This window comes from Agromyces sp. Marseille-P2726 (genome assembly GCF_902809835.1).
Classification (GTDB): Bacteria; Actinomycetota; Actinomycetes; order Actinomycetales; family Microbacteriaceae; genus Agromyces.
The window spans coordinates 142,460-166,428 of sequence record NZ_CADDWM010000012.1 but is presented as its reverse complement, the minus strand read 5'-3'; the positions used below and the strand labels follow the sequence as shown (position 1 = coordinate 166,428).

Annotated in this window: 19 protein-coding genes; 13 read left to right on the top strand and 6 right to left on the bottom strand. The window is 69.3% G+C overall.

What is annotated here, in order from left to right; genetic code table 11:
• Positions 1-140 precede the first annotated feature (140 nt).
• Positions 141-1,190, bottom strand: coding sequence for a biotin/lipoate A/B protein ligase family protein (locus HUS56_RS07025; RefSeq protein WP_173922687.1), 1,050 nt, complete (start codon positions 1,188-1,190; stop codon positions 141-143).
• Between the two features lie 43 nt (positions 1,191-1,233).
• Here HUS56_RS07025 and HUS56_RS07020 point away from each other — a divergent pair, with 43 nt between their 5' ends.
• The gene (locus HUS56_RS07020) at positions 1,234-1,875 is read left to right on the top strand and encodes a histidine phosphatase family protein (RefSeq protein WP_173922686.1); all 642 of its coding nucleotides are present in this window, start codon (positions 1,234-1,236) and stop codon (positions 1,873-1,875) included.
• Positions 1,876-1,930: 55 nt separating this feature from the next.
• On the opposite strand, the gene HUS56_RS07015 is transcribed toward HUS56_RS07020, so the two are convergent.
• A complete protein-coding gene (locus tag HUS56_RS07015) occupies positions 1,931-2,779 on the bottom strand; it encodes an alpha/beta fold hydrolase (protein ID WP_173922685.1) in 849 nt (282 codons plus the stop codon).
• Positions 2,780-3,058: 279 nt separating this feature from the next.
• Here HUS56_RS07015 and HUS56_RS07010 point away from each other — a divergent pair, with 279 nt between their 5' ends.
• The 3 genes from HUS56_RS07010 to HUS56_RS07000 all read left to right on the top strand — a co-directional run bounded on the left by HUS56_RS07010 (position 3,059) and on the right by HUS56_RS07000 (position 8,852).
• A complete protein-coding gene (locus tag HUS56_RS07010) occupies positions 3,059-6,826 on the top strand; it encodes an NPCBM/NEW2 domain-containing protein (protein WP_254431330.1) in 3,768 nt (1,255 codons plus the stop codon).
• Positions 6,827-6,954: 128 nt separating this feature from the next.
• Positions 6,955-7,437 (top strand): MarR family winged helix-turn-helix transcriptional regulator, encoded by a 483-nt coding sequence (locus HUS56_RS07005; protein WP_173922683.1) that lies wholly within the window; start codon positions 6,955-6,957, stop codon positions 7,435-7,437.
• Between the two features lie 5 nt (positions 7,438-7,442).
• Positions 7,443-8,852: an MFS transporter gene (locus HUS56_RS07000; RefSeq protein ID WP_173922878.1), complete on the top strand. Its 1,410-nt coding sequence runs from the start codon at positions 7,443-7,445 to the stop codon at positions 8,850-8,852.
• Between the two features lie 48 nt (positions 8,853-8,900).
• Here the strand turns inward: HUS56_RS07000 and HUS56_RS06995 are convergent, their stop codons facing one another.
• The 3 genes from HUS56_RS06995 to HUS56_RS06985 form a co-directional block, all read right to left on the bottom strand.
• Complete coding sequence (locus HUS56_RS06995) at positions 8,901-9,425, bottom strand: hypothetical protein (protein ID WP_217423957.1); 525 nt, start codon at positions 9,423-9,425, stop codon at positions 8,901-8,903.
• A gap of 268 nt (positions 9,426-9,693) precedes the next feature.
• The gene (gene gdhA / locus HUS56_RS06990) at positions 9,694-11,052 is read right to left on the bottom strand and encodes an NADP-specific glutamate dehydrogenase (protein ID WP_173922681.1); all 1,359 of its coding nucleotides are present in this window, start codon (positions 11,050-11,052) and stop codon (positions 9,694-9,696) included.
• Between the two features lie 129 nt (positions 11,053-11,181).
• Positions 11,182-12,201, bottom strand: a complete 1,020-nt coding sequence (locus tag HUS56_RS06985) for a LacI family DNA-binding transcriptional regulator (RefSeq protein WP_217423956.1) — start codon at positions 12,199-12,201, stop codon at positions 11,182-11,184.
• Positions 12,202-12,470: 269 nt separating this feature from the next.
• Here HUS56_RS06985 and HUS56_RS06980 point away from each other — a divergent pair, with 269 nt between their 5' ends.
• The 8 genes from HUS56_RS06980 (at position 12,471) to HUS56_RS06945 (ending at position 22,404) form a co-directional block, all read left to right on the top strand.
• Positions 12,471-13,991, top strand: a complete 1,521-nt coding sequence (locus HUS56_RS06980) for a sugar ABC transporter ATP-binding protein (RefSeq protein ID WP_173922679.1) — start codon at positions 12,471-12,473, stop codon at positions 13,989-13,991.
• Positions 13,988-15,013, top strand: a complete 1,026-nt coding sequence (locus tag HUS56_RS06975) for an ABC transporter permease (RefSeq protein WP_173922678.1) — start codon at positions 13,988-13,990, stop codon at positions 15,011-15,013. The genes HUS56_RS06980 and HUS56_RS06975 overlap by 4 nt, the downstream gene beginning before the upstream one ends.
• A complete protein-coding gene (locus tag HUS56_RS06970) occupies positions 15,010-16,065 on the top strand; it encodes an ABC transporter permease (protein ID WP_173922677.1) in 1,056 nt (351 codons plus the stop codon). The genes HUS56_RS06975 and HUS56_RS06970 overlap by 4 nt, the downstream gene beginning before the upstream one ends.
• Positions 16,066-16,129: 64 nt before the next feature.
• The gene (gene rhaS / locus HUS56_RS06965; protein WP_173922676.1) at positions 16,130-17,167 is read left to right on the top strand and encodes a rhamnose ABC transporter substrate-binding protein; all 1,038 of its coding nucleotides are present in this window, start codon (positions 16,130-16,132) and stop codon (positions 17,165-17,167) included.
• Positions 17,168-17,266: 99 nt separating this feature from the next.
• Complete coding sequence (locus HUS56_RS06960; protein ID WP_173922675.1) at positions 17,267-17,614, top strand: L-rhamnose mutarotase; 348 nt, start codon at positions 17,267-17,269, stop codon at positions 17,612-17,614.
• Positions 17,615-17,644: 30 nt separating this feature from the next.
• Positions 17,645-18,811, top strand: a complete 1,167-nt coding sequence (gene rhaI, locus HUS56_RS06955) for an L-rhamnose isomerase (protein WP_173922674.1) — start codon at positions 17,645-17,647, stop codon at positions 18,809-18,811.
• 1 nt (position 18,812) lies between these two features.
• The gene (locus tag HUS56_RS06950) at positions 18,813-20,849 is read left to right on the top strand and encodes a bifunctional aldolase/short-chain dehydrogenase (RefSeq protein ID WP_173922673.1); all 2,037 of its coding nucleotides are present in this window, start codon (positions 18,813-18,815) and stop codon (positions 20,847-20,849) included.
• Between the two features lie 115 nt (positions 20,850-20,964).
• Entirely contained in the window at positions 20,965-22,404 is a 1,440-nt protein-coding gene (locus HUS56_RS06945) for a rhamnulokinase family protein (protein ID WP_173922672.1), read from the top strand.
• A 9-nt stretch (positions 22,405-22,413) separates the two neighbouring features.
• Here the strand turns inward: HUS56_RS06945 and HUS56_RS06940 are convergent, their stop codons facing one another.
• Positions 22,414-22,986 carry a hypothetical protein gene (locus HUS56_RS06940; RefSeq protein ID WP_173922671.1) on the bottom strand — a complete coding sequence of 191 codons (573 nt, stop codon included), beginning with the start codon at positions 22,984-22,986 and terminating at the stop codon, positions 22,414-22,416.
• Between the two features lie 38 nt (positions 22,987-23,024).
• Here HUS56_RS06940 and HUS56_RS06935 point away from each other — a divergent pair, with 38 nt between their 5' ends.
• A complete protein-coding gene (locus HUS56_RS06935; protein ID WP_371808299.1) occupies positions 23,025-23,954 on the top strand; it encodes a 2-hydroxyacid dehydrogenase in 930 nt (309 codons plus the stop codon).
• Positions 23,955-23,969: the final 15 nt, after the last annotated feature.

Sequence of the window (23,969 nt, the reverse complement as noted above, 5' to 3'; positions counted from 1 at the left end):
TCGGGCGATTGTACAGAGGGAACGCTGGGGGTTTCACGGGCGCGCACCTCGGACACCTCACGCCACGACCTTTCGACGGTATACGACCTCTCGCGGAGGTCCTCCACCCGGCGAAAGGTCGTCGCGAGGTCGAACCCGGCTCAGGGCACGCGGTAGAGCCACTCCCGCGTCGAGAACTTCGTCTCGACGAGCTCCTCGGCCGCGGCCAGTTCGTCGTCGCTCACCGAGCCGGTCGTCGCGCCGTACAGCGTGGCGAACGTCTGCTTCAACCGCTCGATGATCTCGGCGCGGGGCAGCCCGGTCTGGCTGCGAAGCGGGTCGACGCGCTTCGCTGCCGATGCGATGCCCTTGTCGCTGATCTTCTCGCGGCCGATGCGCAGCACCTCGAGCATCTTCTCGTTGTCGAGGTCGTACGCCATCGTCACGTGGTGCAGCACCGAGCCGGCTCCCAGGCGCTTCTGCGCAGCACCGCCGATCTTTCCGGCGGGGCTCGTGATGTCGTTCAGCGGCTGGTACGTGGCCTCGATGCCGATCGAGCGCAGCCCCTGCAGCACCCAGTCGTCGAGGAACGCGTACGAGTCGGCGAAGCTCATGCCCTGCACGAGGCCGGCGGGCACGTAGAGCGAGTACGTGACGACGTTGCCCTTCTCCATCATCATCGCCCCGCCGCCCGAGATGCGGCGCACCACGTCGAACCCGTGGCGCTCGGCCCCCTCGGGGTCGACCTCGTTCCTCACCGACTGGAAGCTGCCGATCACGACGGCCGACTCGTCCCACTCCCAGAACCGCAGCGTGGGCTTGCGTCGCCCCTCGCCGACACGGGTCGCGAGCACCTCGTCGAGCGCCAGGTGCAGGCGCGGCGGCACGGCCGGGTCGTGCACGATCTCCCATTCGTAGTCGGTCCAGCTCGTGGCATCCGTCATCGCCCGTCGCACGGCCACCGCCACCGCCTCGGGCGAGAACCCGAGCATGACCGCGTCGGGGCGCAATCCGCCGGCGATGGCCGCGGCGATCTGCCTGGCGTCGGATGCCGCGGCGAGGCCCTCGAGCGACCGGTTGAGGTCGTCGAGCGCCGCGTCGGGCTCGAGGAAGAAGTCGCCTGCGACGCGCGGATTGCGGATGACGCCGCCGACCACGTCGAAATCGACGACCACGAGCTTGCCGCCGGGAACCTTGTACTCACCGTGCATGGGCACAAGCCTACGGATGCCGCGAGGCGTAGGCTCCGGATGCATGACGACGTTCTTCCTGGCGCGGCACGGAGAGACGATCTGGCACGCCGAGCATCGGTACGCCGGCAACTCCGATGTCGCGCTGACGAGGAACGGCCTCGGGCAGGCCGCGGCGCTCGGCGCATGGGCGGTGAACGCCGCGCTCGACGCGATCGTCGCCTCGCCCCTGATCCGCGCCCAGCGGTCGGCCGCGCCCGCCGTCGAGACGACGGGGATCCCGCTGCGAACCGACGACCGGTTGACCGAGATCGACTTCGGGGAAGCCGAGGGACTCACGCCCGACGAGATCGCCCAGCGGTACCCCGAGGCGTGGGCGGCATTCCGTGAGGCGCCCGCCTCGAATCCGCTGCCGGGCGGCGAGTCGGGCCGGGCCGGCATCGCCCGTGCGATGCCGGTGCTCGACGAGCTCAACCGCGAGTTCCCCGACGGCCGGGTCCTGATCGTCGGGCACGCCACCCTCATCCGGCTGCTCTTCTGCGAGCTGGCCGGCATGGACCCCGACGGCTATCGCGACCTGCTGCCCGTGCTCGGCAACTGCCACCTGACGACGATCGTCTACCCATGGGCGACCGAATCGCGGGCGGTGCACCACCCTCGAATCCGACTGCTGGGGTTCGACGTGCCGCCGCTGCGCGCCGACTGACCGCGTCGATCCGCGGTCGAGCTCGCGTCGATCCCGCGGTCGGTCGCGACCTCGATCAGTCGACCGCGAACCGGGCGTCGAGCCACTCGATGAGGTCGGCCCGTACCTCCTCGCGGTTGACCTCGTTGAAGACCTCGTGCCGAGCACCCTCGTACACGATGAGGGTCGCGTCGACGAGTCCCGCGCGCCGCACGTAGTCCTTCAGGAGCGCCTTCATGCTCCGCTCGCCCGCCACCGGGTCCTCCGATCCGACCATGAGCAGCAGCGGAAGCTCGCTCGGAATCCGCTTCGACGGCCGGGTCATCAGGCTGAACGACTGCGGCCAGCCGAACAGCTGCTGCATCGTCCGGTCGGTCGTGTAGGGGTCGACCATGAATGCCTCGGGAACGGCGGGGTCGCGACTGAGCCATTCCATGGTGGTGCCCCCCGGCCGGGCGAACCGCTTGTTGAGGTCTCCGAGGTTCACGTATCCCAGTTGCAGCCAGGCGCTGGACGTGAGCACGACGCCGTCGTAGCGGTGGGGATGCCGGTTGATGACGTGCTGTGCCATGAACGATCCCCACGAGTGCGCCAGCATGACGAGCGGCACCCCGTCGCCCTCCTCGGCGCGGATGACGTCGGCGAAGCGCTCGACGCCGGCGATCGCGGCGCGCATGCCACCGGGGCCCGGGCGCCCCATGCGGTCGAGGTCTCCCCCGTGCTGCTCGAAGCCGGTCTGGCCGTGGCCGCGGTGATCGTCGGCCCACACCGAGTAGCCCGCCGCGTTCAGTGCGGCGATGAGCTCGCCGTATCGGCCGATGTGCTCGCCGACGCCGTGCGCGAGCTGGACGACGGCGTTCGCATCGGGCACGCGCCACGACTCGTAGTGGATGCGCACGCCGTGTGCATCGGTGAAGGTCGCCATCCGGCCATTGTGGCAGGCGGGCGCGCCGGCCGAGAGCAGAGGACCCAGGGCGGCCCCGGAGGCGCGGGGTCTCTCGAAGACACACGCCGTGCGCGACGAAGTCCGGGACGTGGTTCTCCCCGTTCCGGAACGGAAACGTCACCGGGTTCCTTGATTTCTCTTGACCCGAGTGAATCCAGAGTGATCTTATATGAACGTTTTCCCCATCCAAAGAGCACAATCGATCACCCCTACGAAAGTGAGCAGCCTATGACCAGGCCCTCGGTTCAACGGTCGAGGATGACCGCTCGGATCTGCGCGACGGGCATCGCCGCCCTTCTCGCAGTGACGGGTACGGTCACCGTCGCCCCCGCGTTCGCCGCCTCGCCGACGAGCACTGAAGACCGCAACGGCACCACGCCCATCGCCGTCGAGGCGGTGACACCCGAGGTACCCGTCGACGAGGCGGGTACCTCTCTGGGTGCGATCACCGCGGTCCGCCAGGACGGTGCCCAGGTCACCCTCAGCGCCGAGGACGGCGCGATGCGGATCACGTTCCTCGAGGACGGCACCTTCCGCCTCGAGGCGGACCCGAGCGGGGAATTCACGGATCCCGCGAACACCCCCCAGGGCGACGACACCCGCACAGCCGACATCGTCGTCGGTGCCGAGACGTTCGAGGGCGCGGAGGTCTCCGTGTCGGAGGGCGCCGAGATCACCATCTCCAGCGATGCGGTGACGATCACGGTCGCCCGGGCGACTGGGCGAACCACGGCCGCCCGTGCCGACGGCTCGGTGATCTGGTCCGAGTCGGCACCGATCACGTTCGGCAACCGCTCTGCCACGCAGCACCTGGCTTCCGTCGAGGGCGAGCAGTTCCTGGGTGGCGGGATGCAGAACGGACGGTCCGTGCACACCGGCGCGACGGTCAACATCGCGCGGAACTTCGACTGGGACGATGACGGTTACCCCAATGCCGTGCCGTACTACATGTCGTCGAACGGATACGGCGTGCTTCGCAACACCTTCGCGCGCGGCAGCTACGACTTCGCGAACGGCACGACGACGCATGAGGAGCGCCGCTTCGACGCGTACTTCTTCGTCGGCGACTACAAGCAGTCGCTGGAGTCCTACACGCAGCTGACCGGCCGACCGCTCATGCCGCCGGTCTACGCGCTCGAGTACGGGGACGCCGACTGCTACAACCGGTCCAGCCCGACGTACAACGGCTACAAGGACCCGCTGAAGCTCAGGACGCCCCAGGCACTCGACATCGCGAAGCAGTTCGTCGAGCATGACATGCCGGCCGGATGGATGCTCGTGAACGACGGCTACGGCTGCGAATACCAGGAGCTGCCCGAGACGGTCGACGCGATCGCTGCGGAGACGAACCTCCAGACCGGCCTCTGGACCCAGCGTTCACTGACCGAGCAGGCGTACGAGGTCGGTGAGGCCGGCATCCGCCTCCGGAAGCTCGACGTGGCCTGGGTGGGCAACGGGTACCGCCTGGCGCTCACCGGCTGCGAGTCGGCCTACAACGGTATCGAGCAGTACTCGGACGCCCGCGGCACCTCGCTCATGGTCGAAGGCTGGGCCGGGTCCCAGCGCTGCGGCATGCAGTGGACCGGCGACCACGCCGGCGACCTCGATGCCGTGCGCTGGCAGGTCTCGGCGCTCACCGGTGCCGGCAACTCGGGCCTCGCGTTCACGACCGGCGACGTCGACGGAATCTTCGGCGGTTCCGCCGAGAGCTACGTGCGCGACCTGCAGTGGAAGGCGTTCGCACCGGCCCTCTATTCGATGAGCGGCTGGGCTTCGGTCGACAAGCGTCCGTGGCTCTACGGCGACGAGGCGACCGAGATCAATCGTGACTACCTGCAGCTCCGTCAGCGGCTGATGCCCTACATCTACACGCTCGCCGAGGAGTCGCACCGCACCGGTGTCCCGATGATGCGATCGCTCGCGCTCGAGTACCCGAATGATCCGGGCGCCTACAGCGAGGAGGCGAACACCGAGTTCCTGCTCGGCACCGACTACCTCGTCGCTCCGGTCTTCACGAAGACGGATGTCCGCAACGGCATCTACCTGCCCGAGGGCACGCAGTGGGTCGACTACTGGTCGGGGGCCGTCCACGAGGGCGGAAAGGTGATCAACGGCCACCCTGCGCCGCTCGACCGGCTGCCGATCTTCGTGCGGGCGGGCGCGCTCGTACCCCAGGGCATCACCGCGCGCAACGCGTCGCTCGTTCCCGAGGATGCACCGGTCACGCTGTCGGTGTACCCGCAGGGCAGCTCGGAGTTCACGCTCTACGAGGACGACGAGGTCACCCGGGCGTACGCCGACGGCGAGTCGAGCACCCAGCGGTTCACCGTCGACGCACCGAAGCCCGGCAAGAAGGGCACGGTGAAGATCGAAATCGGCAAGCGCGACGGCGCGTACGACGGCATGGCCGACGCACGGCCCTACCGCATCGAGGCGCACACGGGTTCGGAGCCGAACACCGTGAAGCTCGACGACCGCACGCTGCCTCGAGTCGACGACGTCGCACTCCTCGACGAGCAGGCCGGCTGGGCATACGTCGCCGACCAGGCGGGCGGGGTCGTGGTCATCGCGACCGGCGAGATCGCCTCAGTCGAGTCGGCACGCCTCATGCTCACCGACACGAGCGGCGTGGGCGGTCAGGACGCGGATGCCACGGCGGCGTCCGTGACCGTCGCCCTCACCGACCGCGTCTTCCAAGGCGACCAGACCACGGCGACCGCGACGTTCCGGAACACCGGCAGCAAGGCGAAGGACGATGTGCTGCTCACGCCGATCGCTCCCGAGGGATGGACGTTGGTCTCCGCGACCGGCAACCATGCGGACACGGTGAAGAAGGGCGAGACGATCACCGCCGAGTTCGTCTTCGAGGTGACGGATGCCGCAGCCGCCGACCTGCAGACGGTCACCGTCCAGGCGTCGTACCTGTCGAAGCGGGAGTCCCAGACGGTGTCGGGCGCGAATCAGCTGTATGTCGCGTACGGCTCACTCGCCGGTGCGTACAACGCCGTCTCCATCACCGATGTCGCGACCGCTGGAGCCGGAAACTTCGACGGTGGTGGTGCGTCGTTCTCGGCCGACGCGCTCGCTGCCGCCGGAGCGACTCCGGGCGGGGTGGTGACGGTCGGCAGCGGCGACGCGGCGATCGAGTACCGCTGGCCGGAACCGGTCGGGACCCCGAACTCGGTCGCACCCGCGGGCCAGACGATCGCCCTCAGCGGCCAGGGCACGCACCTCGCGCTGCTCGCGTCCGCGGCATCCGGGTCGGGGGTGAATCCCGAGCTGACGCTCACCTACACCGACGGCACAGTCTCGAGGCAGAACGTCTTCTTCCCGAACTGGCTGCCGCAGGCGTCGGGTCTCGGCGGTGCCACCGTCGCAGTGAAGTCGCTGGGACGCAACAGTGCGTCGAACCCCGACGTCTACGAGTATCCGACGTACCCGTATCAGGTGTACTCGAACCTCGTGCGGCTCAACCCTGCGAAGGAGCTCGCGTACGTCGTGCTGCCGACCGAGAGCCGGCTGAAGATCTTCGACTGGCAGGTCGTCGACCAGCCGCTGCCGCCGGCACCGACGGCGTCGGCGTGGGCATCCGACCTCGAGTGGCTGAGCGCGACGAACGGTTGGGGCGTCATCGGCAAGGACGTGGCCAACAAGGATGCCGCGAACTCGCCGGATCTCCCGCTGAAGGTCAACTACACGGATCCCGCAACCGGCGAGTCGCCCGAGTACGAGAAGGGGCTCGGCGTCCACGCGCAATCCAAGATCACGTACTACGTGGGCGGCGTGTGCTCGGCGTTCACCGCCGAGGTCGGACTCGAGTACGGGTTCGGCGGCAACGTGATCTTCAAGGTCGACACCGACGGCACGAACCGGTACCAGTCGAGAACCTTCACGCCGGGGTTCGCACCCGAGTCGGTGAACGTCGACCTGACGGGAGCGCAGTACGTCGACCTCATCGTCGAGGCCCCCGGCAGCATCAACGGTGCACACGGCGTCTGGGGCGACGCGAGGTTCACCTGCGAATGATGGCGCACTGATTCGAGCAGCGTCGAGGAGGCCCGCTCCGCGTCCGCGGGGCGGGCCTTCGCGGCGTTCAGGGTCGCGGCCTGCCCGAGGGTAATGCTTAGGCTAACTAATTTGTTAGACTAAGCATCATGACGGATGTCGCACACACAACTCTGTCCCCAGGGTCTTCCCCCGCAACATCCGCTCGACGTCCGACCCTCGCCGAACAGAGCAGCGAGCTGCGCATCGCGATCATGCGGCTGGCCCGGCGACTCCGGCAGGAGCGCACCGAGACCGAGCTCAGCGCCTCGCAGTTCTCGACCCTCGGCTGGATCTCGAGCGAGGGCCCGCTCACGATCGGCCGCCTGGCCGACCTCGAGCGGGTGACGGCACCGTCGATGAATCGCACGGTGAACTGCCTGGTCGACGCCGGCTACGCGACGCGTGCCACCGCACCCGATGACGGACGCAAGGTGCTCGTCTCGACCACCGAATCGGGCGAGGCGATCATCCGAGAGACCCGTCGTCGTCGCGACGCCTGGCTCGCCAAGCGATTCGCCGCGCTCACCCCCGCCGAGCGAGAGACGCTCGCCGACGCCACGACCATCCTCGGGAGGATCATCGACCAGTGAGTGCCATGTTCCGCTCCCTTGCGACCCGCAACTACCGCATCTGGTTCATCGGCGCCCTCGTCTCGAACGTCGGCACCTGGATGCAGGCCACCGCCCAGAACTGGGTGGTGCTGACCGAGCTCACCGCCAACGACGCGCTCGCCGTCGGAATCACGATGGCCCTGCAGTTCGCGCCGCAGCTGGTGCTCGTACCCGTCACCGGCCTCATCGCCGACCGCTTCGACCGCCGCAAGATCCTCTTCGGCACGCAGAGCACCCTCGGCCTGCTCGGCCTGGCGCTCGGCCTGCTGCTCGTGTTCGGCCACGCCGAGCTGTGGCACCTCTACGTGTTCGCCCTGCTGCTCGGGCTCGTCAACGCCGTCGATACGCCGGTACGCCAGGCGTTCGTCTCCGACCTCGTCTCAGGCTCCAACATGTCGAACGCGGTCGCGCTGAACTCAGCCTCGTTCAACACCGCACGGTTGATCGGTCCGGCCGTTGCGGGCGTGCTCATCGTGCTGGTGGGCTCGGGCTGGGTCTTCGTGCTCAACGCCCTCACGTTCGTCGCGATGCTCGCCGCCCTGGCGATGCTGCGCCGTGATCAATTGCATCGGATGCCGCGAGCTCCACGCGCCCGCGGCCAGTTCGTCGCGGGGTTCCGCTACGTCTCGAGCCGGCCCGACCTCGTCGTCGTCTTCGTGATCGTCTTCCTCATCGGCGCATTCGGCATGAACTTCCCGATCTTCGCCTCCACGATGGCGGTCGAGTTCGGCCGGGGCGCCGGCGAGTACGGCCTGCTCTCGTCGATCCTCGCGATCGGCTCGCTCACCGGCGCGCTGCTCGCCGCACGACGCGAGCGGGCCCGCATGCGCGTGATCATCGCGGCATCCGGATTCTTCGCTGCGGCAGCGCTCATCGCCGCGTTGATGCCGACGTTCTGGACCTTCGCCGCGTCGACGATCCTGCTCGGGTTCGCCACGGTGACCATCCTCACGACGGCGAACGGGTACGTGCAGACGACGACCGAGAGCGGCCTGCGCGGGCGGGTGCTCGCCCTGTACATGGCGGTCATGATGGGTGGCACGCCGATCGGTGCCCCCATCGTCGGTGCGGTGGTCGACGCGCTGGGGCCGCGGTGGGGCCTGGGCGTCGCGTCCGTGGCTGCCGCGGTCGCCGCGCTGATCGGCCTCGGGTGGCTCGTCGTCGCTCGCGGCATGCGGGTGGGCCGGCATCCCGTCGCGCGTTGGCGTCCGGCGGTGCGATTCGCGGATGCCCCGACCGCGGCGCTCGCGGTCGACCCGACGCGTCCGGGCGACATCGTGCGCCACGAGCGAGCCGAGCCCGCCGAGCCAGTTCAGGCCGCGGAGCGTCTCGAGCCGGCCGACTTCTCGGAGGAGGTCGCGCTCACCACGCCGATCCCGCTTCCCCGGCGGTGAGCGACAGGGCGCCCGCGAGCTCGCGCCCGGACCGCTGCCCGGCGAACCCTAGCGGGCGACGGGAAGGTCCGCGGGGGCGGGAACCGCTTCCGCCGGGGCTGCGCCCACGAATCGAGCCGTGTCCGACACGGCGTCCGTGAGCAGCGCGACGAGCCGATCATCGGCGTCGGCGACGCACGCGCGAGCGATCCCGTCGACGGCGCCCGTCACGATGTCCCTGCACTGCTGGACGTTCATGCCCGGACGGCGCAGCGGACCGATCCGCTCGATGAACCCGGCAGCCCAGGCGTCGGCAGCTGGGGCAGTGCGGAGCGCGGCCCGTGCCGACTCGATGGCGTCTGCAGCACGCGGGTCGTCTCGTTCGGCGAGCACGGAGATGGCCACACGCAGACCCACGGCCTGCGACCGCTGGCGCTCCTCGGCGGCGATCGGCACCGCGGCACTCGCGGCCCGAACGGCCAGCAGGACGTCGAGCAGCGGGTCGTCGCTCGTCAGCCCGATGACCGTCGGGATGAGGGGCGTGAGCCGGGCTCGGCCGGCGTCGCGCGTCAGGTCGTTCACCAACCGCGCCATGTGAGCGAGGGTGCCGTGCGTACACGCGGGGTGGTCGCTCCAGCGTTCACCTGCGAGGTACGACGCGAACTCCATGAAGCACGCACCGCGCCGTGGCGAGCGGTGCCTGCCCGGGGACAGGATCGGCATGACATCCGTGGAAACCGTTGCGTGACGCATTGGAGACCTCCATCGCTCCCTCCACTCTGCGCCCGTCGCGCCCCGGATTCAAGTGCCGACTTCCGGACGTCACGCCGAACGCGGGAACGCAGGCTGCGGCATCCCGCCGCTAGATGACGCCGAGCGCGAGCATCGCATCGGCGACGCGGATGAAGCCCGCGATGTTCGCCCCGACGGTGTAGTCGCCCGGCACGCCGTACTCCTCCGCCGTTTCGGCGGTGCGCTCGTGGATGCCGGCCATGATCTCGGCGAGACGTTCCTCGGTGTGCTCGAAGCCCCAGGAATCGCGCGACGCGTTCTGCTGCATCTCGAGCGCCGACGTCGCGACGCCACCGGCGTTCGCGGCCTTGCCCGGACCGAAGAGCACACCCGCCTGCCGGAAGATCCGGATCGCGCCGGGCGTCGCGGGCATGTTCGCCCCCTCGGCGACGGCGACCAGTCCGTTGGCCACGAGCGTGCGTGCGTGTTCCTCGCCCAGCTCGTTCTGCGTCGCGCACGGCAGCGCGACCTGAACCGATTCATCGCCGTCGAGATCCCAGACGGATGCCCCGGGCACGAACCTGGCCCGGCCGCCGCGCTCGGTCGCGTACACCTCGATGCGGTCGCGACGCCGCTCCTTCACGTCGCGCAGGAGTTCGAGGTCGATGCCGTCGGGATCGTGCACCGCACCTGAGGAATCGGATGCTCCCACGACGATGCCGCCGAGGGACTGCACCTTCTCGATCGCGTAGATGGCGACGTTGCCCGAGCCCGACACGAGCACGCGGGCACCGTCGAACGACTGTCCACGCGTCGCGAGCATGTGCTGCGTGAAGTACACGGCTCCATAGCCCGTGGCTTCGGTGCGCACGAGCGAGCCGCCCCAGGTCACGCCCTTGCCGGTGAGCACGCCCGACTCGTACGAGTTCGTGATGCGCTTGTACTGGCCGAAGAGGTATCCGATCTCGCGCGCGCCGACGCCGATGTCGCCCGCCGGCACGTCGGTGTACTCGCCGATGTGCCGGTAGGCCTCGGTCATGAACGACTGACAGAACCGCATCACCTCGGCATCCGACCGGCCCTTGGGGTCGAAGTCGCTGCCGCCCTTGCCGCCACCGATCGGCATGCCCGTCAGGGCGTTCTTGAAGATCTGCTCGAAGCCGAGGAACTTCACCGTGCCGAGCAGCACGCTCGGATGGAAGCGCAGGCCGCCCTTGTACGGGCCGAGGGCGGAGTTGTACTGCACCCGGAAACCGCGGTTGATCTGGACCCGGCCGGCATCATCGAGCCAGGGCACCCGGAAGATGATCTGCCGCTCGGGCTCGCAGATGCGCTCGAGGATCGACGCCTCGGTGTACTCGGGGCGCTTCTCGAGCACACGGTCGAGCGAACCGAAGACCTCGCGCACGGCCTGGTGGAACTCGGGCTCACCGGGATTTCGCGCGAGGATCTGGGCATAGACGTCTTCGATCGTGGTTCGAGGGCTCACTGGTGGGTCTCCGGATCCGAAGGGGGGAATCCGACGCGGGTCGGGCCGCGCCGCGCCTCCACAATACCCAGCGGCTGCTGAGCGTCTGCCCGTGTGACGGCGGGCGGGCGCGCGAGCGGAGCGGATGCGTCAGGCTCCGATTCGTGGGCGAGTCGAATCCCGCACCACGAGCTCGGGCTGGAAGACGACGTGATCGCGTTCGAAGTCGTCGCCGAGTGACGCCTCCTTGAGCAGCAGGTCGACCGCGGTGTAGCCGATGAGCGAGGCGGGCTGCCGGATGGAGGAGAGCGGTACGACGGTGGCGGAGGCGAAGTCGATGTCGTCGTAGCCGATGAGGGCGATCTCCTCGGGAACGCGCACCCCTCCCTGGATCATCAGGCCCTGGAGCACGCCCACGGCGAGCAGGTCGTTGGCGGCGAAGATCGCGTCGGGTCTCTCGGATGCCGGCCGAGCACGGATGGCCTCGCCCGCAGCACGGCCCTGCAGCACCGTCAGGGATTCGGTCTCGACGACCTCGAGCGTCACGTCGGGGTGATCGGCCGCGGCCAGTCGGGCGCCCTCGAGGCGATCGACGACCTGGCGGATGCTCCGGGGCCCCCCGACGAACGCGATGCGACGTCGCCCCGTCTCGACGAGGTGACGGACGGCGAGCGATCCCCCCGCGACATCGTCGACGGCGACCGACGAGAATCGCCGGTCGGCGGACTCGCGATCCACCAGCACGACCGGGGTGCCCCGCGAGCGCAGCCGCTCGAGGCGAGGGAGGTCATCGGTCAGCGGCGAGATCAGCACGCCGTGCACGCGCTGCTCCTCGAAGAGGTCGAGGTAGGAGCCTTCGCGATCGGAGTTCTCGTCGCTGTTGCCGACGAGGATCGTCATGCCCTCCTCCGCGGCACGGTCCTCCGCACCACGGGCGACATCGGTGAAGAAGGGGTTGCGAACATCGAGCACCACCAGGCCGATCGAACGGCTGCGGCCCGCCCTGAGCTGGCGGGCGGCGTCGTTCCGCACGAATCCGAGTTCCTCGATGGCGGCCGTGACGCGCGCGACCGTCGCCGGCGCGACCTTGTCGGGTCGATTGAGCACGTTCGAGACCGTTCCGACCGACACGGATGCCGCAGCTGCGACATCCCGCACGCTGACTGCCACGCGCTGCTCTCCTTCGAACCCGGGGTGGCGGTGAGTTCGCCACGTCTGACCGCGGGATGACCGTAGTGTACCCGGAATTGTGAAACGATTCATACGCCGTGGCCAGACGCCGCGCCGTCTTCCGGCGATGTTTCGGTCACGGTCGCCGCTCGCGGCTTGACGTGAAAGCCCAACCGTGGCAACCTTGCCGTCGCGAGGGCGTTTGAATCGATTCACTCCCACCGTCGACCAGCGGCCTCGAAAGCGATCACGAGAAGCGAGCAGGTTCAATGACGAGCAATCCGGCCGGTGCCGTTCCGGTCCTCGAGCTGCGCGACATCCGGAAGGAATTCGGGTCGGTCGTCGCGCTCCGCTCCGGCACCCTGAGCGTGCATGGCGGTTCCATCCACGCCCTGGTCGGCGAGAACGGGGCCGGCAAGTCGACGCTCGTGAAGATCGTGGCCGGCCTCTACCAGCGCGACGGCGGCGAGTTCCGCCTCGATGGTGAGGACGTCGACTTCACCTCGACGGCGGAATCGAAGGCCGCGGGCGTCGCCGTGATCTACCAGGAGCCGACGCTCTTCCCCGACCTCTCGGTCACCGAGAACGTCTTCATGGGCCGACAGCCGGTGAACCGCTTCGGCCGGATCGACCGATCGGCCATGCGGGCCGAGCTCGAACGCCTGTTCCAGCGACTGGCCGTGCGAATCGATCCCGACCGCCCCGCCGAGGGCCTCTCCATCGCCGACCAGCAGGTCATCGAGATCGCCAAGGCCGTCTCGCTCGACGCCAAGCTCCTCATCATGGACGAGCCGACCGCTGCACTCTCGGGCGTCGAGGTCGATCGGCTCTTCGCCATCGCACGGAGCCTTCGCGATGAAGGCCGTGCGCTCGTCTTCATCTCGCACCGCTTCGACGAGGTGTTCGCGCTCTGCGACACCGTCACCGTGATGCGCGACGGAGCCTACATCGCCACAAGCCCCATCCACGAGACGAGCGTCGACGCGATCGTGCGCCAGATGGTGGGTCGCGAGGTGACCGACCTGTTCCCGAAGCTGGACGCTCGAATCGGGCCTCCGCTGCTCGAGGTCGAGGGACTCACGAGCGCCGGGATCTTCCACGACATCGACCTCACCGTGCGGTCCGGCGAGATCGTCGGACTCGCGGGCCTCGTCGGCGCCGGTCGAAGCGAGGTGGCGCGGGCCATCTTCGGCGTCGACGGCTACGACTCGGGCAGCGTCCGGGTGACCGGGACGTCGCTGCCCAAGCGCAAGCCCGCCGAGGCGATGGAACGCGGCGTCGCCCTCGTGCCCGAAGACCGACGGCGCCAGGGGCTCGTGCTCGAGTCATCCGTGGCCCGGAACCTCACCGTCGCGATCCGGGAACGTCTCGCGAAGGCCGGCATCATCACCGGCCGATCCGAGAACGCGGCGGCGCGGTTGTGGGCGAGCCGGCTCGAAGTGAAGACGAACGCCCTCAGCTCCCTCGCCGGCACGCTCTCGGGTGGCAATCAGCAGAAGGTCGTGCTCGGCAAGTGGCTCGCGACGGAACCGAAGGTGCTGATCATCGATGAGCCCACCCGCGGCATCGACGTCGGCACCAAGGCGGAGGTGCACCGCCTGCTCTCCGAGCTGGCGGGGCGCGGCATGGGCATCCTCATGATCTCGTCGGAGCTTCCCGAGGTGCTCGGCATGGCCGACCGCGTCCTCGTCATGCGGGAGGGCCGCATCACCGCCGAGCTCGATCGCGCGGACGCGACATCCGAGAACGTCATGTTCGCCGCCACCCACGCGACAGGAGCCCAGTCGTGACCGCACCCACCATCGAGAGGTCGGATGTCACCAAGCGCCTGCGCGCGGTGAGCGCCGTGCGCGAGTTCGGCATCCTCCTCGCCCTGCTGCTCGTGATCCTCGCGGCCACCATCGCCAACCCGAACTTCCTGTTCAGCGCCGACGGCTGGCGCGACCTGCTGCTGACGCCGTCGATCCTCGTGCTGCTCGCGGTGGGCCAGGCGATCGTGATCATCACCCGCAACGTCGACCTGTCGGTCGGCTCAGTCCTCGGGCTCTCGGCCTACCTCACGGGCCGGCTGTTCATCGACCTGCAGGGCATCCCGACCCTCGCGGTGTTCCTCATCGTCATCGTCTTCGGCGCTGTGCTCGGCCTCGTGAACGGCGCCCTCGTCGCCTTCGCCAAGGTGCCGTCGCTCGTCATCACGCTCGGTACGCTCTACGCCTATCGCGGCATCAACGTGTTGTGGGCGGGCGGCGACCGGGTGAACGCATCGGATCTGCCACGCGATTTCCTCGCCCTCGGCACCGGCCAGGTCCTCTTCATCCCGATCCTCACGATCATCGCGCTCGTCGTGCTGATCGTCGCCGGCTGGGTCATGAAGAACAGCCGAGCGGGGCGCGAGTTCTACGCGATCGGGTCTGACCCCGACGCCGCTGAGCTCTACGGGCTTCGGGTCACCCGTCGACTGCTCGTCGCGTTCGTGCTCTCGGGGGCGCTCGCCGGGCTCGCGGGTGTGCTCTACGCAGCCCGGTACGGAACCGTGAGTTCCCAAGCGGGTTCGGGATGGGAACTCGACGCCGTCGGCGCGGCCGTCATCGGCGGTGTCGCGATCTTCGGCGGGAGCGGCACCGTCTGGGGTGCGGCCATCGGCGCCGGGCTGCTGCTCACCATCAACCGGGCTCTGCCGATCCTCGGCATTCCCGACTTCTGGCAGCGCGCCGTCGTCGGCGCGCTCATCATCGGTGCCATCGTGCTCGACCGCGTCCTCGCGCTCCGGCAGAGACGGAAGCTCCTCGAGGCGAGGGAGGACGAGTCATGACCGCGACCACCACCGACACCGCCACCGTGCGCACCTACCGGGACTTCGACCGCCCCCTGTGGCAACGGATCCTGCTCACCCGCGAGATGGCGATCATCGCCCTGCTCGTGATCGTGACCATCGTCGCATCGCTGACCGTCAGGGGATTCGGCCAGCCGATCACCCTCACGTTCCTCCTGCTCGATGTCATGCCGATCCTGCTCATCGCGCTCCCCATGACGCTCGTGATCATCACGGGCGAGATCGACCTGTCGGTCGCCAGCATGGCGGGACTCGCCAGCGTGCTGACCGGCGTGCTCACCCAGGCGGGCCTCCCGTTCGAGGTCGCCGCCATCGTGGCGATCCTCGTCGGTGCGATCGGCGGCGCGGTGAACGGATTCCTCGTCCCCGTCGTCGGGCTCCCGTCGCTCGCGGTGACGATCGGTCCCCTCGCCCTCTCCCGCGGCCTGGCGGTGGGGCTGCTGGGCACGACCGCCGTGACCGACTTCCCCGAGTTCTGGACCGATCTGGCGAAGGCCCGGGTCGGCAACACGAACATCCCCGTGGTGCTCTTCCTGTTCCTCGTGCTCCTCGTCGTGTTCACGGTCCTGCTGCACTTCACGCCGTTCGGGCGCGGCATCTACTCGATCGGGCTCTCGAGCGAGGCGGCCCGCTTCTCGGGAGTCAGGGTGGAGCGCACGAAGTTCATCCTCTTCGTGCTCACCGGCACGGTGTCCGCCCTGGCCGGCATCTACTACACCCTCCGATACGGCAGCGCGCGCGGCGACAACGCGACCGGGCTCGAGTTGCAGGTGATCGCCGCGGTGCTGCTCGGAGGGGTGTCGATCTTCGGTGGACGCGGGGCGATCCACGGCGTCATCGCGGGCGTGCTGCTCATCGGGGTGCTCGCGAGCGCGCTGCGCCTCGCGAACGTCACCTCCGACGTCATCAACATCATCACCGGCGTGCTTCTCGTGCTGTCGGTGGTGGCATCAAGCTTCCTGGCCTGGCTGCGCAAGCGCCGGAGGTCGCCAGGGAGAACGCCGCGCGTCGAGGCTTCCACAGCAGGCTGACCGGGCCGCGCGACGCGTCGATGAAATCACTCATCGACCCCATCCGATGAAGGGAAGAACACAGATGTCCTACAAGAAGCACCGCGCCGGTGCCCTCACCGCGCTCGCGGTGAGCGTTGCACTCCTGGCCACCGGCTGCGCCGTCGATTCGGGCACCGGCGGCACCGAGGGTGGCGGCGAGGGCGGCGGCGACCTGTCGATCACGTTCGTGCCGAAGAACCTCGGCAACCCGTACTTCGACACGTCCTCCGACGGCGCCCAGGAGGCGATCGACGAGTTCGAGGGAACCTTCGCCGAAGTCGGGCCCGCCGAGGCGAGCCCCGACGCGCAGGTCAGCTACATCAACACCGCGACCCAGCAGGGCGTGGGCGCTCTGGCGGTATCGGCGAACGACCCCCAGGCGATCTGCGACGCGCTCAACGAGGCCCGCGACGCAGGGGTGAAGGTCGTGACCTTCGACTCGGACACCAACCCCGACTGCCGTGACCTCTTCATCAACCAGGCCGACGCCGAGGGCATCGCCAAGGTGCAGGTCGACCTGATCGCCGAGCAGATCGGCGGCGCGGGCGAGATCGCGATCCTCTCGGCCTCGGCGAACGCGACCAACCAGAACGCGTGGATCGAGCGAATGGAGGAGTACCTCGCCTCGGACTACCCCGACATCACGCTGGTCGAGACGGTCTACGGCGACGACGACGACCAGACGTCGTTCGACAAGACGGCGGCGCTGCTGCAGACGCACCCCAACCTCAAGGGCATCATCTCGCCGACGACGGTCGGGATCGCCGCCGCGGCCCGCTACCTCTCGACGTCGGCGTTCAAGGGCACCGTCGCACTGACGGGCCTCGGCACGCCGAACCAGATGCGCGAGTTCGTGGAAGACGGCACGGTCACGGCGTTCGCGCTGTGGAACCCGGCCGACCTCGGCTACCTCACCGCCTATGCGGCCAAGGCGCTCATCGAGGGCGAGATCACCGGCGAGGAGGGCGACACCTTCTCGGCCGGCAAGCTCGGCGACTACGAGGTCGGAGCGGACGGCGTCGTGCTGCTCGGCGACCCGTTCGTGTTCGACGCGGAGAACATCGGCGACTTCGACTTCTAGTCGCCACGGGCCCGGCCGGAGAACGCCGCCGGCCGGGCCCGATCACCGCCGACCGAACCGAACCCGTCCCGGCCTCGGGAACGACGAAGGAGGACCCCGATGGAGCGAGTGTGCTTCCAGTTGCAGGTGAAGCCCGAGCGCCTCGACGAGTACCGGGCCCGCCACGAAGCCGTGTGGCCGTCGATGCTGGCCGCGATCGAGGCATCCGGTCGGAGCAATTACTCGCTGTTCCTCCGTGAGGACGGCCTGCTCATCGGGTACTACGAGACCGATGACGACCAGGCGTCGCAGCGGGCGCTCGAGAAGGATGCCCGCACCACCGCCTGGGAGCGCGAGATGGCCGGGTTCTTCGTCGCCCTCGACGGCCGCGCCGACCAGGATGCCCTCCGACTCACCGAGGTGTTCCACCTCGAAGACCAGCTCGCGCGGCTCGCCGACGAGCGCTGACGACCCACCGCAATGACAGGAAGAACCACCATGACGAACCTCCCGGGCGATGTGCTCGCCCAGCTCGAGCTGCAGTCCATCGAGCTGCCGTCCTGGGCATTCGGCAACTCGGGCACCCGGTTCAAGGTCTTCGCGACGCCGGGCACGCCGCGCGATCCCTACGAGAAGATCGCGGATGCCGCGCTGGTCCACCGGTTCACGGCGCTCGCGCCGACCGTCGCCCTGCACATCCCGTGGGACCGGGTCGACTCGTACGACGACCTCCGGAAGCACGCGGAGGACCACGGCGTCGCCCTCGGCACCATCAACTCGAACACCTTCCAGGACGACGACTACAAGTTCGGCGCCCTCACGCACGAAGACGCGGCCGTGCGGCAGAAGGCCATCGACCACCACTTCGAGTGCATCGACATCATGCATGCGACCGGCAGCCGCGACCTCAAGATCTGGCTCGCCGAGGGGTCGAACTACCCCGGCCAGGCCGACCTGCGCGGCAGGCAGGACCGGCTTCACGAGTCGCTGCAGGCGATCTACGCGCGCCTCGGCGACGACCAGCGCCTCGTGCTCGAGTACAAGCTCTTCGAGCCGGCGTTCTACCACACCGACGTGCCCGACTGGGGCACGAGCTACGCCCAGGTCGCCGCGCTCGGCGACAAGGCCATGGTCTGCCTCGACACGGGCCACCACGCGCCCGGCACCAACATCGAGTTCATCGTCATGCAGCTGCTGCGCCTCGGCAAGCTCGGCTCGTTCGACTTCAACTCGCGGTTCTACGCCGACGACGACCTCATCGTCGGGGCGGCCGACCCCTTCCAGCTGTTCCGCATCATCTTCGAGGTGATCCGAGGCGGCGGCTTCAACCACCCCGACGTGGCATTCATGCTCGACCAGTGCCACAACGTCGAGGACAAGATCCCGGGCCAGATCCGCTCGGTGCTCAACGTGCAGGAGATGACCGCACGGGCGCTGCTCGTCGACACGGCTGCGCTGCGTGCTGCGCAGGTCTCGGGCGACGTGCTCGAGGCCAACCGCATCTTCATGGACGCCTTCTACACCGACGTGCGGCCCGCCCTCGCCGAGTGGCGCGAGTCGCGCGGCCTGCCCGCCGACCCGATGGCCGCGTTCGCGGCATCCGGCTACCTGCAGCGCATCGTCGAGGAACGCGTCGGCGGCGTGCAGGCGAGTTGGGGGGCGTGAGATGACGAACCAGGCAGCCGCCGACCTCATCGCGCGGTCGAACCGCCTCGGCGCCGACCCCAGGAACACGAACTACGCCGGCGGCAACACGTCGGCGAAGGGCACCGACGTCGACCCCGTCACGGGCCAGCCCGTCGAGCTGCTGTGGGTGAAGGGCTCGGGAGGCGACCTCGGCACGCTCACCGAGCAGGGGCTCGCGGTGCTGCGCCTCGACCGGCTGCGCGACCTCGTGAAGGTCTATCCCGGGGTCGATCGCGAGGATGAGATGGTCGCCGCGTTCGATTACACGCTGCACGGCAAGGGCGGCGCGGCGCCGTCGATCGACACCGCCATGCACGGCCTCGTCGACGCGGCGCACGTCGACCACCTGCACCCCGACTCGGGCATCGCGATCGCGACGTCCGCCGACGGGGAGGAGCTCACGCGGAAGATCTTCGGCGACGAGGTCGTCTGGGTTCCGTGGCGCCGCCCCGGCTTCCAGCTCGGCCTCGACATCGCCGAGATCAAGGCGCGGAACCCGCAGGCGATCGGCTGCATCCTCGGCGGCCACGGCATCACCGCGTGGGGCGACACGTCGGAGGAGTCCGAGAAGAACTCCCTCTGGATCATCGACACCGCCGCGGCGTACATCGCCGAGCATGGCAAGGCCGACCCGTTCGGGGCCGTCGTGCCGGGTCACGAGCCGCTGCCCGAAGCCGAGCGCCGGGCCAAGGTGGCCGCGCTCGCGCCGACCATCCGCGGGCTCGCGTCGTACGACAAGCCGCAGGTCGGGCACTTCACCGACGCCGACGTGGTGCTGGAGTTCCTGAGCCGTGAGAAGCTGCAGCCGCTCGCCGCGCTCGGCACGAGCTGCCCCGATCACTTCCTGCGCACGAAGGTGAAGCCGCTCGTGCTCGACCTCCCCGCTTCCGCAAGTGTCGAGGACTCCATCGCGCGCCTGAAGGAGCTGCACGCGCAGTACCGCGCCGACTACCGGGCATACTACGACGCGCACGCGACGCCCGACTCTCCCGCGATCCGCGGCGCCGACCCGGCGATCGTGCTCGTGCCCGGCGTGGGCATGTTCTCGTTCGGCCAGAACAAGCAGACCGCGCGCGTCGCCGGTGAGTTCTACGTGAACGCGATCAACGTGATGCGCGGCGCCGAGGCGCTGTCGACGTACGCGCCGATCTCCGACGAGGAGAAGTTCCGCATCGAGTACTGGGCACTCGAGGAGGCCAAGCTCCAGCGCATGCCGAAGCCCAAGACGCACGCAACCCGTGTGAGCCTCGTGACCGGCGCGGCATCCGGCATCGGCAAGGCCATCGCCACCCGCCTCGCCGCGGAGGGCGCCTGCGTCGTCATCGCCGACCTCGACCTCGAGAAGGCCCAGGCCGCCGCTGCCGAGCTCGGAACCGCGGATGTCGCGATCGGGGTCCAGGCGGACGTGACGGATGCCGGAGCAGTCCAGCGCGCGATCGACGACGCGGTGCTCGCCTTCGGCGGCCTCGACCTCGTGGTGAACAACGCGGGCCTCTCGCTGTCGAAGCCGCTGCTCGAGACCACCGAGGCCGACTGGGATCTGCAGCACGACGTCATGGCGAAGGGCTCGTTCCTCGTGTCGAAGGCCGCGGCGAAGGTGCTCATCGAGCAGGGCCTCGGCGGCGACATCGTGTACATCGCGTCGAAGAACTCGCTGTTCGCCGGCCCGAACAACATCGCGTACTCGGCGACGAAGGCCGACCAGGCGCACCAGGTGCGGCTGCTCGCGGTCGAGCTCGGGGAATACGGCATCAAGGTCAACGGCATCAACCCCGACGGCGTGGTGCGCGGCTCCGGCATCTTCGCGTCGGGCTGGGGCGCGAATCGGGCGAAGACGTATGGGATCCCCGAGGAGGACCTGGGTGAGTTCTACGCGCAGCGCACCATCCTGAAACGCGAGGTGCTGCCCGAGAACGTCGCGAACGCGGTGTTCGTGCTCACCGGCCCCGAGCTCAGCCACACCACCGGGCTGCACGTCCCGGTCGACGCGGGCGTCGCCGCAGCCTTCCTGCGATGACCGCCTCCCGGTGGTCGAGTAGCGCCCGGCGCAGCCGGACGCGTATCGAGACCATGGCACCCCGTCTCGATACGCGTCGCCTCCGGCGGCGCTCCTCGACGACCGAGGTCCTCCGATGAGCGGCGGGGCTGTCGCCGCGGTCGACCTCGGCGCGACGAGCGGGCGGGTGATCCTCGGCCACGTCGACGGCCGGACGGGCTCCCTCGAACTCGAGCCCGTCGCCCGCTTCCCGAACGGGCCGGTGCGCCTCGCCTCCGGCCTGCACTGGGACCTCACGGGCCTCTTCCGCGACGTGCTGAACGGACTCGCCGATGCCGTCCGCCGCGCGCCGACCGTCGCATCGATCGGCGTCGACTCGTGGGCCGTCGACTACGTCCTCCTGCGAGGCGACCGCGTGCTCGGCGAGCCCTTCCACTACCGTGACGAGCGCACGGCGACGGGCGTCGACCGCGTGCATCGGACGGTTCCGTTCGCCGAGCTGTATCACCGAAACGGCCTGCAGTTCCTCCCGTTCAACACGCTCTACCAGCTCGCCGCCGAGCAGGAATCCCCGAGCGGATGCCTCGACGCCGCGGATTCCCTCCTGCTCGTGCCCGACGCCATCGCGTTCCAGCTCTCGGGGGCGCGGCTGACGGAGCGCACGAACGCATCCACCACCGGGCTCCTCGGCGTGGAATCGCGCGAATGGGACGACGACCTCATCGAGCGGCTCGGCTTCAGCGCCTCCCTCTTCGAGCCGCTCGTCAGCCCCGGCGAGACGGTCGGCGGGCTCCGCGCCGGCATCGCCGCGGACCTCGCGGCCCCGTCGGGCATCGAGCTCGTGGCGGTCGGATCCCACGACACCGCATCCGCGGTCGTCGCCGTGCCGATGCGCGCCGAGTCGGCCGCGTACATCTCATGCGGCACGTGGGGCCTCGTCGGCGTGGAGCTGGGGCATCCGGTGACGTCGGATGCCGCGCGCGACGCGAACTTCACGAACGAGGGCGGTGTCGACGGTCGGGTCCGGTTCCTGCACAACGTGATGGGGCTCTGGCTGCTGTCGGAGTCGGTGCGGTGGTGGGAGCGCAGCGGCGACCCGATCGACCTTTCCGAACTGCTCGCTGCCGCCGCATCCGTCACCGCTCCGGTGCCGGTGTTCGATGCCAACGACCCGCGCTTCCTCGCTCCGGGCGACCTTCCGAGCCGCATCGCGGAGTGGTGCGTCGAGCACGAGGTCGCGGCGCCCGGGACCCGCGCCGAGTTCACCCGTTCCATCATCGAGAGCCTGGCCGAGGCGTTCGCGCAGGCCGTCCGCACCGCGTCGCTGCTCTCGACGGTCGACGTCGAGACGATCCATATCGTGGGCGGGGGCGCGCTCAACGCGCTCCTCTGCCAGCGCACGGCCGATCGGTCGGGGCTGCCGGTGCTCGCCGGACCGGTCGAGGCGACCGCGATCGGCAACGTGCTCGTGCAGGCCCGCGCGCAGGGCTTCGCCGGCGGCGACCTGGAGTCTCTGCGGTCGATCGTCGCTTCGGCATTCCCCCCGACCCGCTACGACCCGACGGGCTGCCGCTGAGCGCTCGGATCACGAGTGCGCGAGCAGCTGCAGCACGATCACGATGCCGCCGAGCACGACGAGGGCGACGAGCGCGAGCAGCTGTTGCCACCACACGAGCTTCGTGCGACGCACGGCCGCCCAGCCGATGAGGGCGAGGGTGCCGAGGTACACCCACGTCGCTACGGCGAGGGCGGTCGCGAGACTGATCCAGCCCGGCCACGAGCAGAGGAGCAGCACGACCGGAATGCCGACCGAGGCGAATGCACCGCTCGCGACGCGGAACATCCGGCCGAGCTCCTCACCGTCGGGTAGCGATGCGTGGGCGGCGAGGTGAGCGATCACCTCGGCGACGAACCCTGCAACCGTGATGCCGAGCACGCCGATGACGAGGGAGAACGTCGCCTGCTGCGGTGTGGGATCGTGGGCTCGCAGCACGAGCACGATCGCGAGCCCGGTGAACGTGGCGTAGACGCGCTCCTTCAGCGCCTGCGCCAACACCGTCGCGGCCTGCCGGTCACCCCAGTCCCGACGACGCTCATGCCGAGCGGATGCCGCCGGCCGCCGCTCGGGCACGGCATCGCCGGCCCGCATGTCCTCCATGTCGAAAAGCTAGCAGTGACCCGTTCTGAGAGGATCGGATGATGACGGATGCCCCGCTGCTGATCTCCGTGCCCGGCGCGACCCTGCGCGACGCCCTCGGCCCCACACCCGACGGCGTCGACGTCGTGGTCTGGAACCTCGAGACCCCAGCGCCGGCACCCCACATCGACATCGTCGTCCCGCCGTACATGGGCCAGGCGCGGCACCTGCCCGCCCTCGCAGGGGTGACGACGCGGCTCATCCAATCGCAGTCGATCGGCTACGACGACGTTGCGGGCGCCCTCCCGCCCGGGCACGTCTTCGCCAACGCGGCGACCGTGCACGAGACCTCCACCGCCGAGCTCACGCTCGCCCTGGTGCTCGCCTCGCAGCGCGGCATCCCCGACTTCGTGCGCGCCGCATCCCAGGGCCGCTGGGCGCCCGCACGGCACGCCAGCCTCGCCGACCGCCGGGTGCTGCTCGTCGGGTTCGGCGGCGTGGGGCGAGCCATCGAAGAGCGCCTCGTATCCTTCGAGGCCGACGTCACGCGGGTCGCGAGTCGCGCCCGCCTCGATCGGGCCGGTCGCATCCACGGCATCGACGAGCTCCCGCAGCTGCTGCCCGACGCCGAGATCGTGATCATCGGGGTTCCGCTCACCGAATCCACCACCCGACTCGTCGACGCCGGCTTCCTCGCCGCGCTGCCCGACGGAGCCCTCGTGGTCAACATCGCTCGGGGCAAGGTCGCCGACACCGACGCGATCGTCGCTGAAGCGGCATCCGGTCGGCTGCGCTTCGCCCTCGACGTGACCGACCCCGAGCCGCTGCCCGACGGGCATCCGCTGTTCGCGCTGCCCAACGTGCTCATCTCGCCGCACGTCGGCGGAGCGTCCACCGCCATGATGCCCCGCATGGCGCGCCTGCTGCGACAGCAGATCGAGCGGATGCTGCACGGCGAGGAGCCGCTCAACGTCGTGCTGCGCAGCTGATCCGAGGGCACGCCG

Coding starts and splice junctions, on each gene's coding strand:
- HUS56_RS07025 (WP_173922687.1), bottom strand. CDS start 1,190: ATGCACGGTGAGTACAAGGTTCCCGGCGGCAAGCTCGTGGTCGTCGAT.
- HUS56_RS07020 (WP_173922686.1), top strand. CDS start 1,234: ATGACGACGTTCTTCCTGGCGCGGCACGGAGAGACGATCTGGCACGCC.
- HUS56_RS07015 (WP_173922685.1), bottom strand. CDS start 2,779: ATGGCGACCTTCACCGATGCACACGGCGTGCGCATCCACTACGAGTCG.
- HUS56_RS07010 (WP_254431330.1), top strand. CDS start 3,059: ATGACCGCTCGGATCTGCGCGACGGGCATCGCCGCCCTTCTCGCAGTG.
- HUS56_RS07005 (WP_173922683.1), top strand. CDS start 6,955: ATGACGGATGTCGCACACACAACTCTGTCCCCAGGGTCTTCCCCCGCA.
- HUS56_RS07000 (WP_173922878.1), top strand. CDS start 7,443: ATGTTCCGCTCCCTTGCGACCCGCAACTACCGCATCTGGTTCATCGGC.
- HUS56_RS06995 (WP_217423957.1), bottom strand. CDS start 9,425: ATGGCGCGGTTGGTGAACGACCTGACGCGCGACGCCGGCCGAGCCCGG.
- HUS56_RS06980 (WP_173922679.1), top strand. CDS start 12,471: ATGACGAGCAATCCGGCCGGTGCCGTTCCGGTCCTCGAGCTGCGCGAC.
- HUS56_RS06970 (WP_173922677.1), top strand. CDS start 15,010: ATGACCGCGACCACCACCGACACCGCCACCGTGCGCACCTACCGGGAC.
- rhaS (WP_173922676.1), top strand. CDS start 16,130: ATGTCCTACAAGAAGCACCGCGCCGGTGCCCTCACCGCGCTCGCGGTG.
- HUS56_RS06960 (WP_173922675.1), top strand. CDS start 17,267: ATGGAGCGAGTGTGCTTCCAGTTGCAGGTGAAGCCCGAGCGCCTCGAC.
- rhaI (WP_173922674.1), top strand. CDS start 17,645: ATGACGAACCTCCCGGGCGATGTGCTCGCCCAGCTCGAGCTGCAGTCC.
- HUS56_RS06950 (WP_173922673.1), top strand. CDS start 18,813: ATGACGAACCAGGCAGCCGCCGACCTCATCGCGCGGTCGAACCGCCTC.
- HUS56_RS06945 (WP_173922672.1), top strand. CDS start 20,965: ATGAGCGGCGGGGCTGTCGCCGCGGTCGACCTCGGCGCGACGAGCGGG.
- HUS56_RS06940 (WP_173922671.1), bottom strand. CDS start 22,986: ATGGAGGACATGCGGGCCGGCGATGCCGTGCCCGAGCGGCGGCCGGCG.
- HUS56_RS06935 (WP_371808299.1), top strand. CDS start 23,025: ATGATGACGGATGCCCCGCTGCTGATCTCCGTGCCCGGCGCGACCCTG.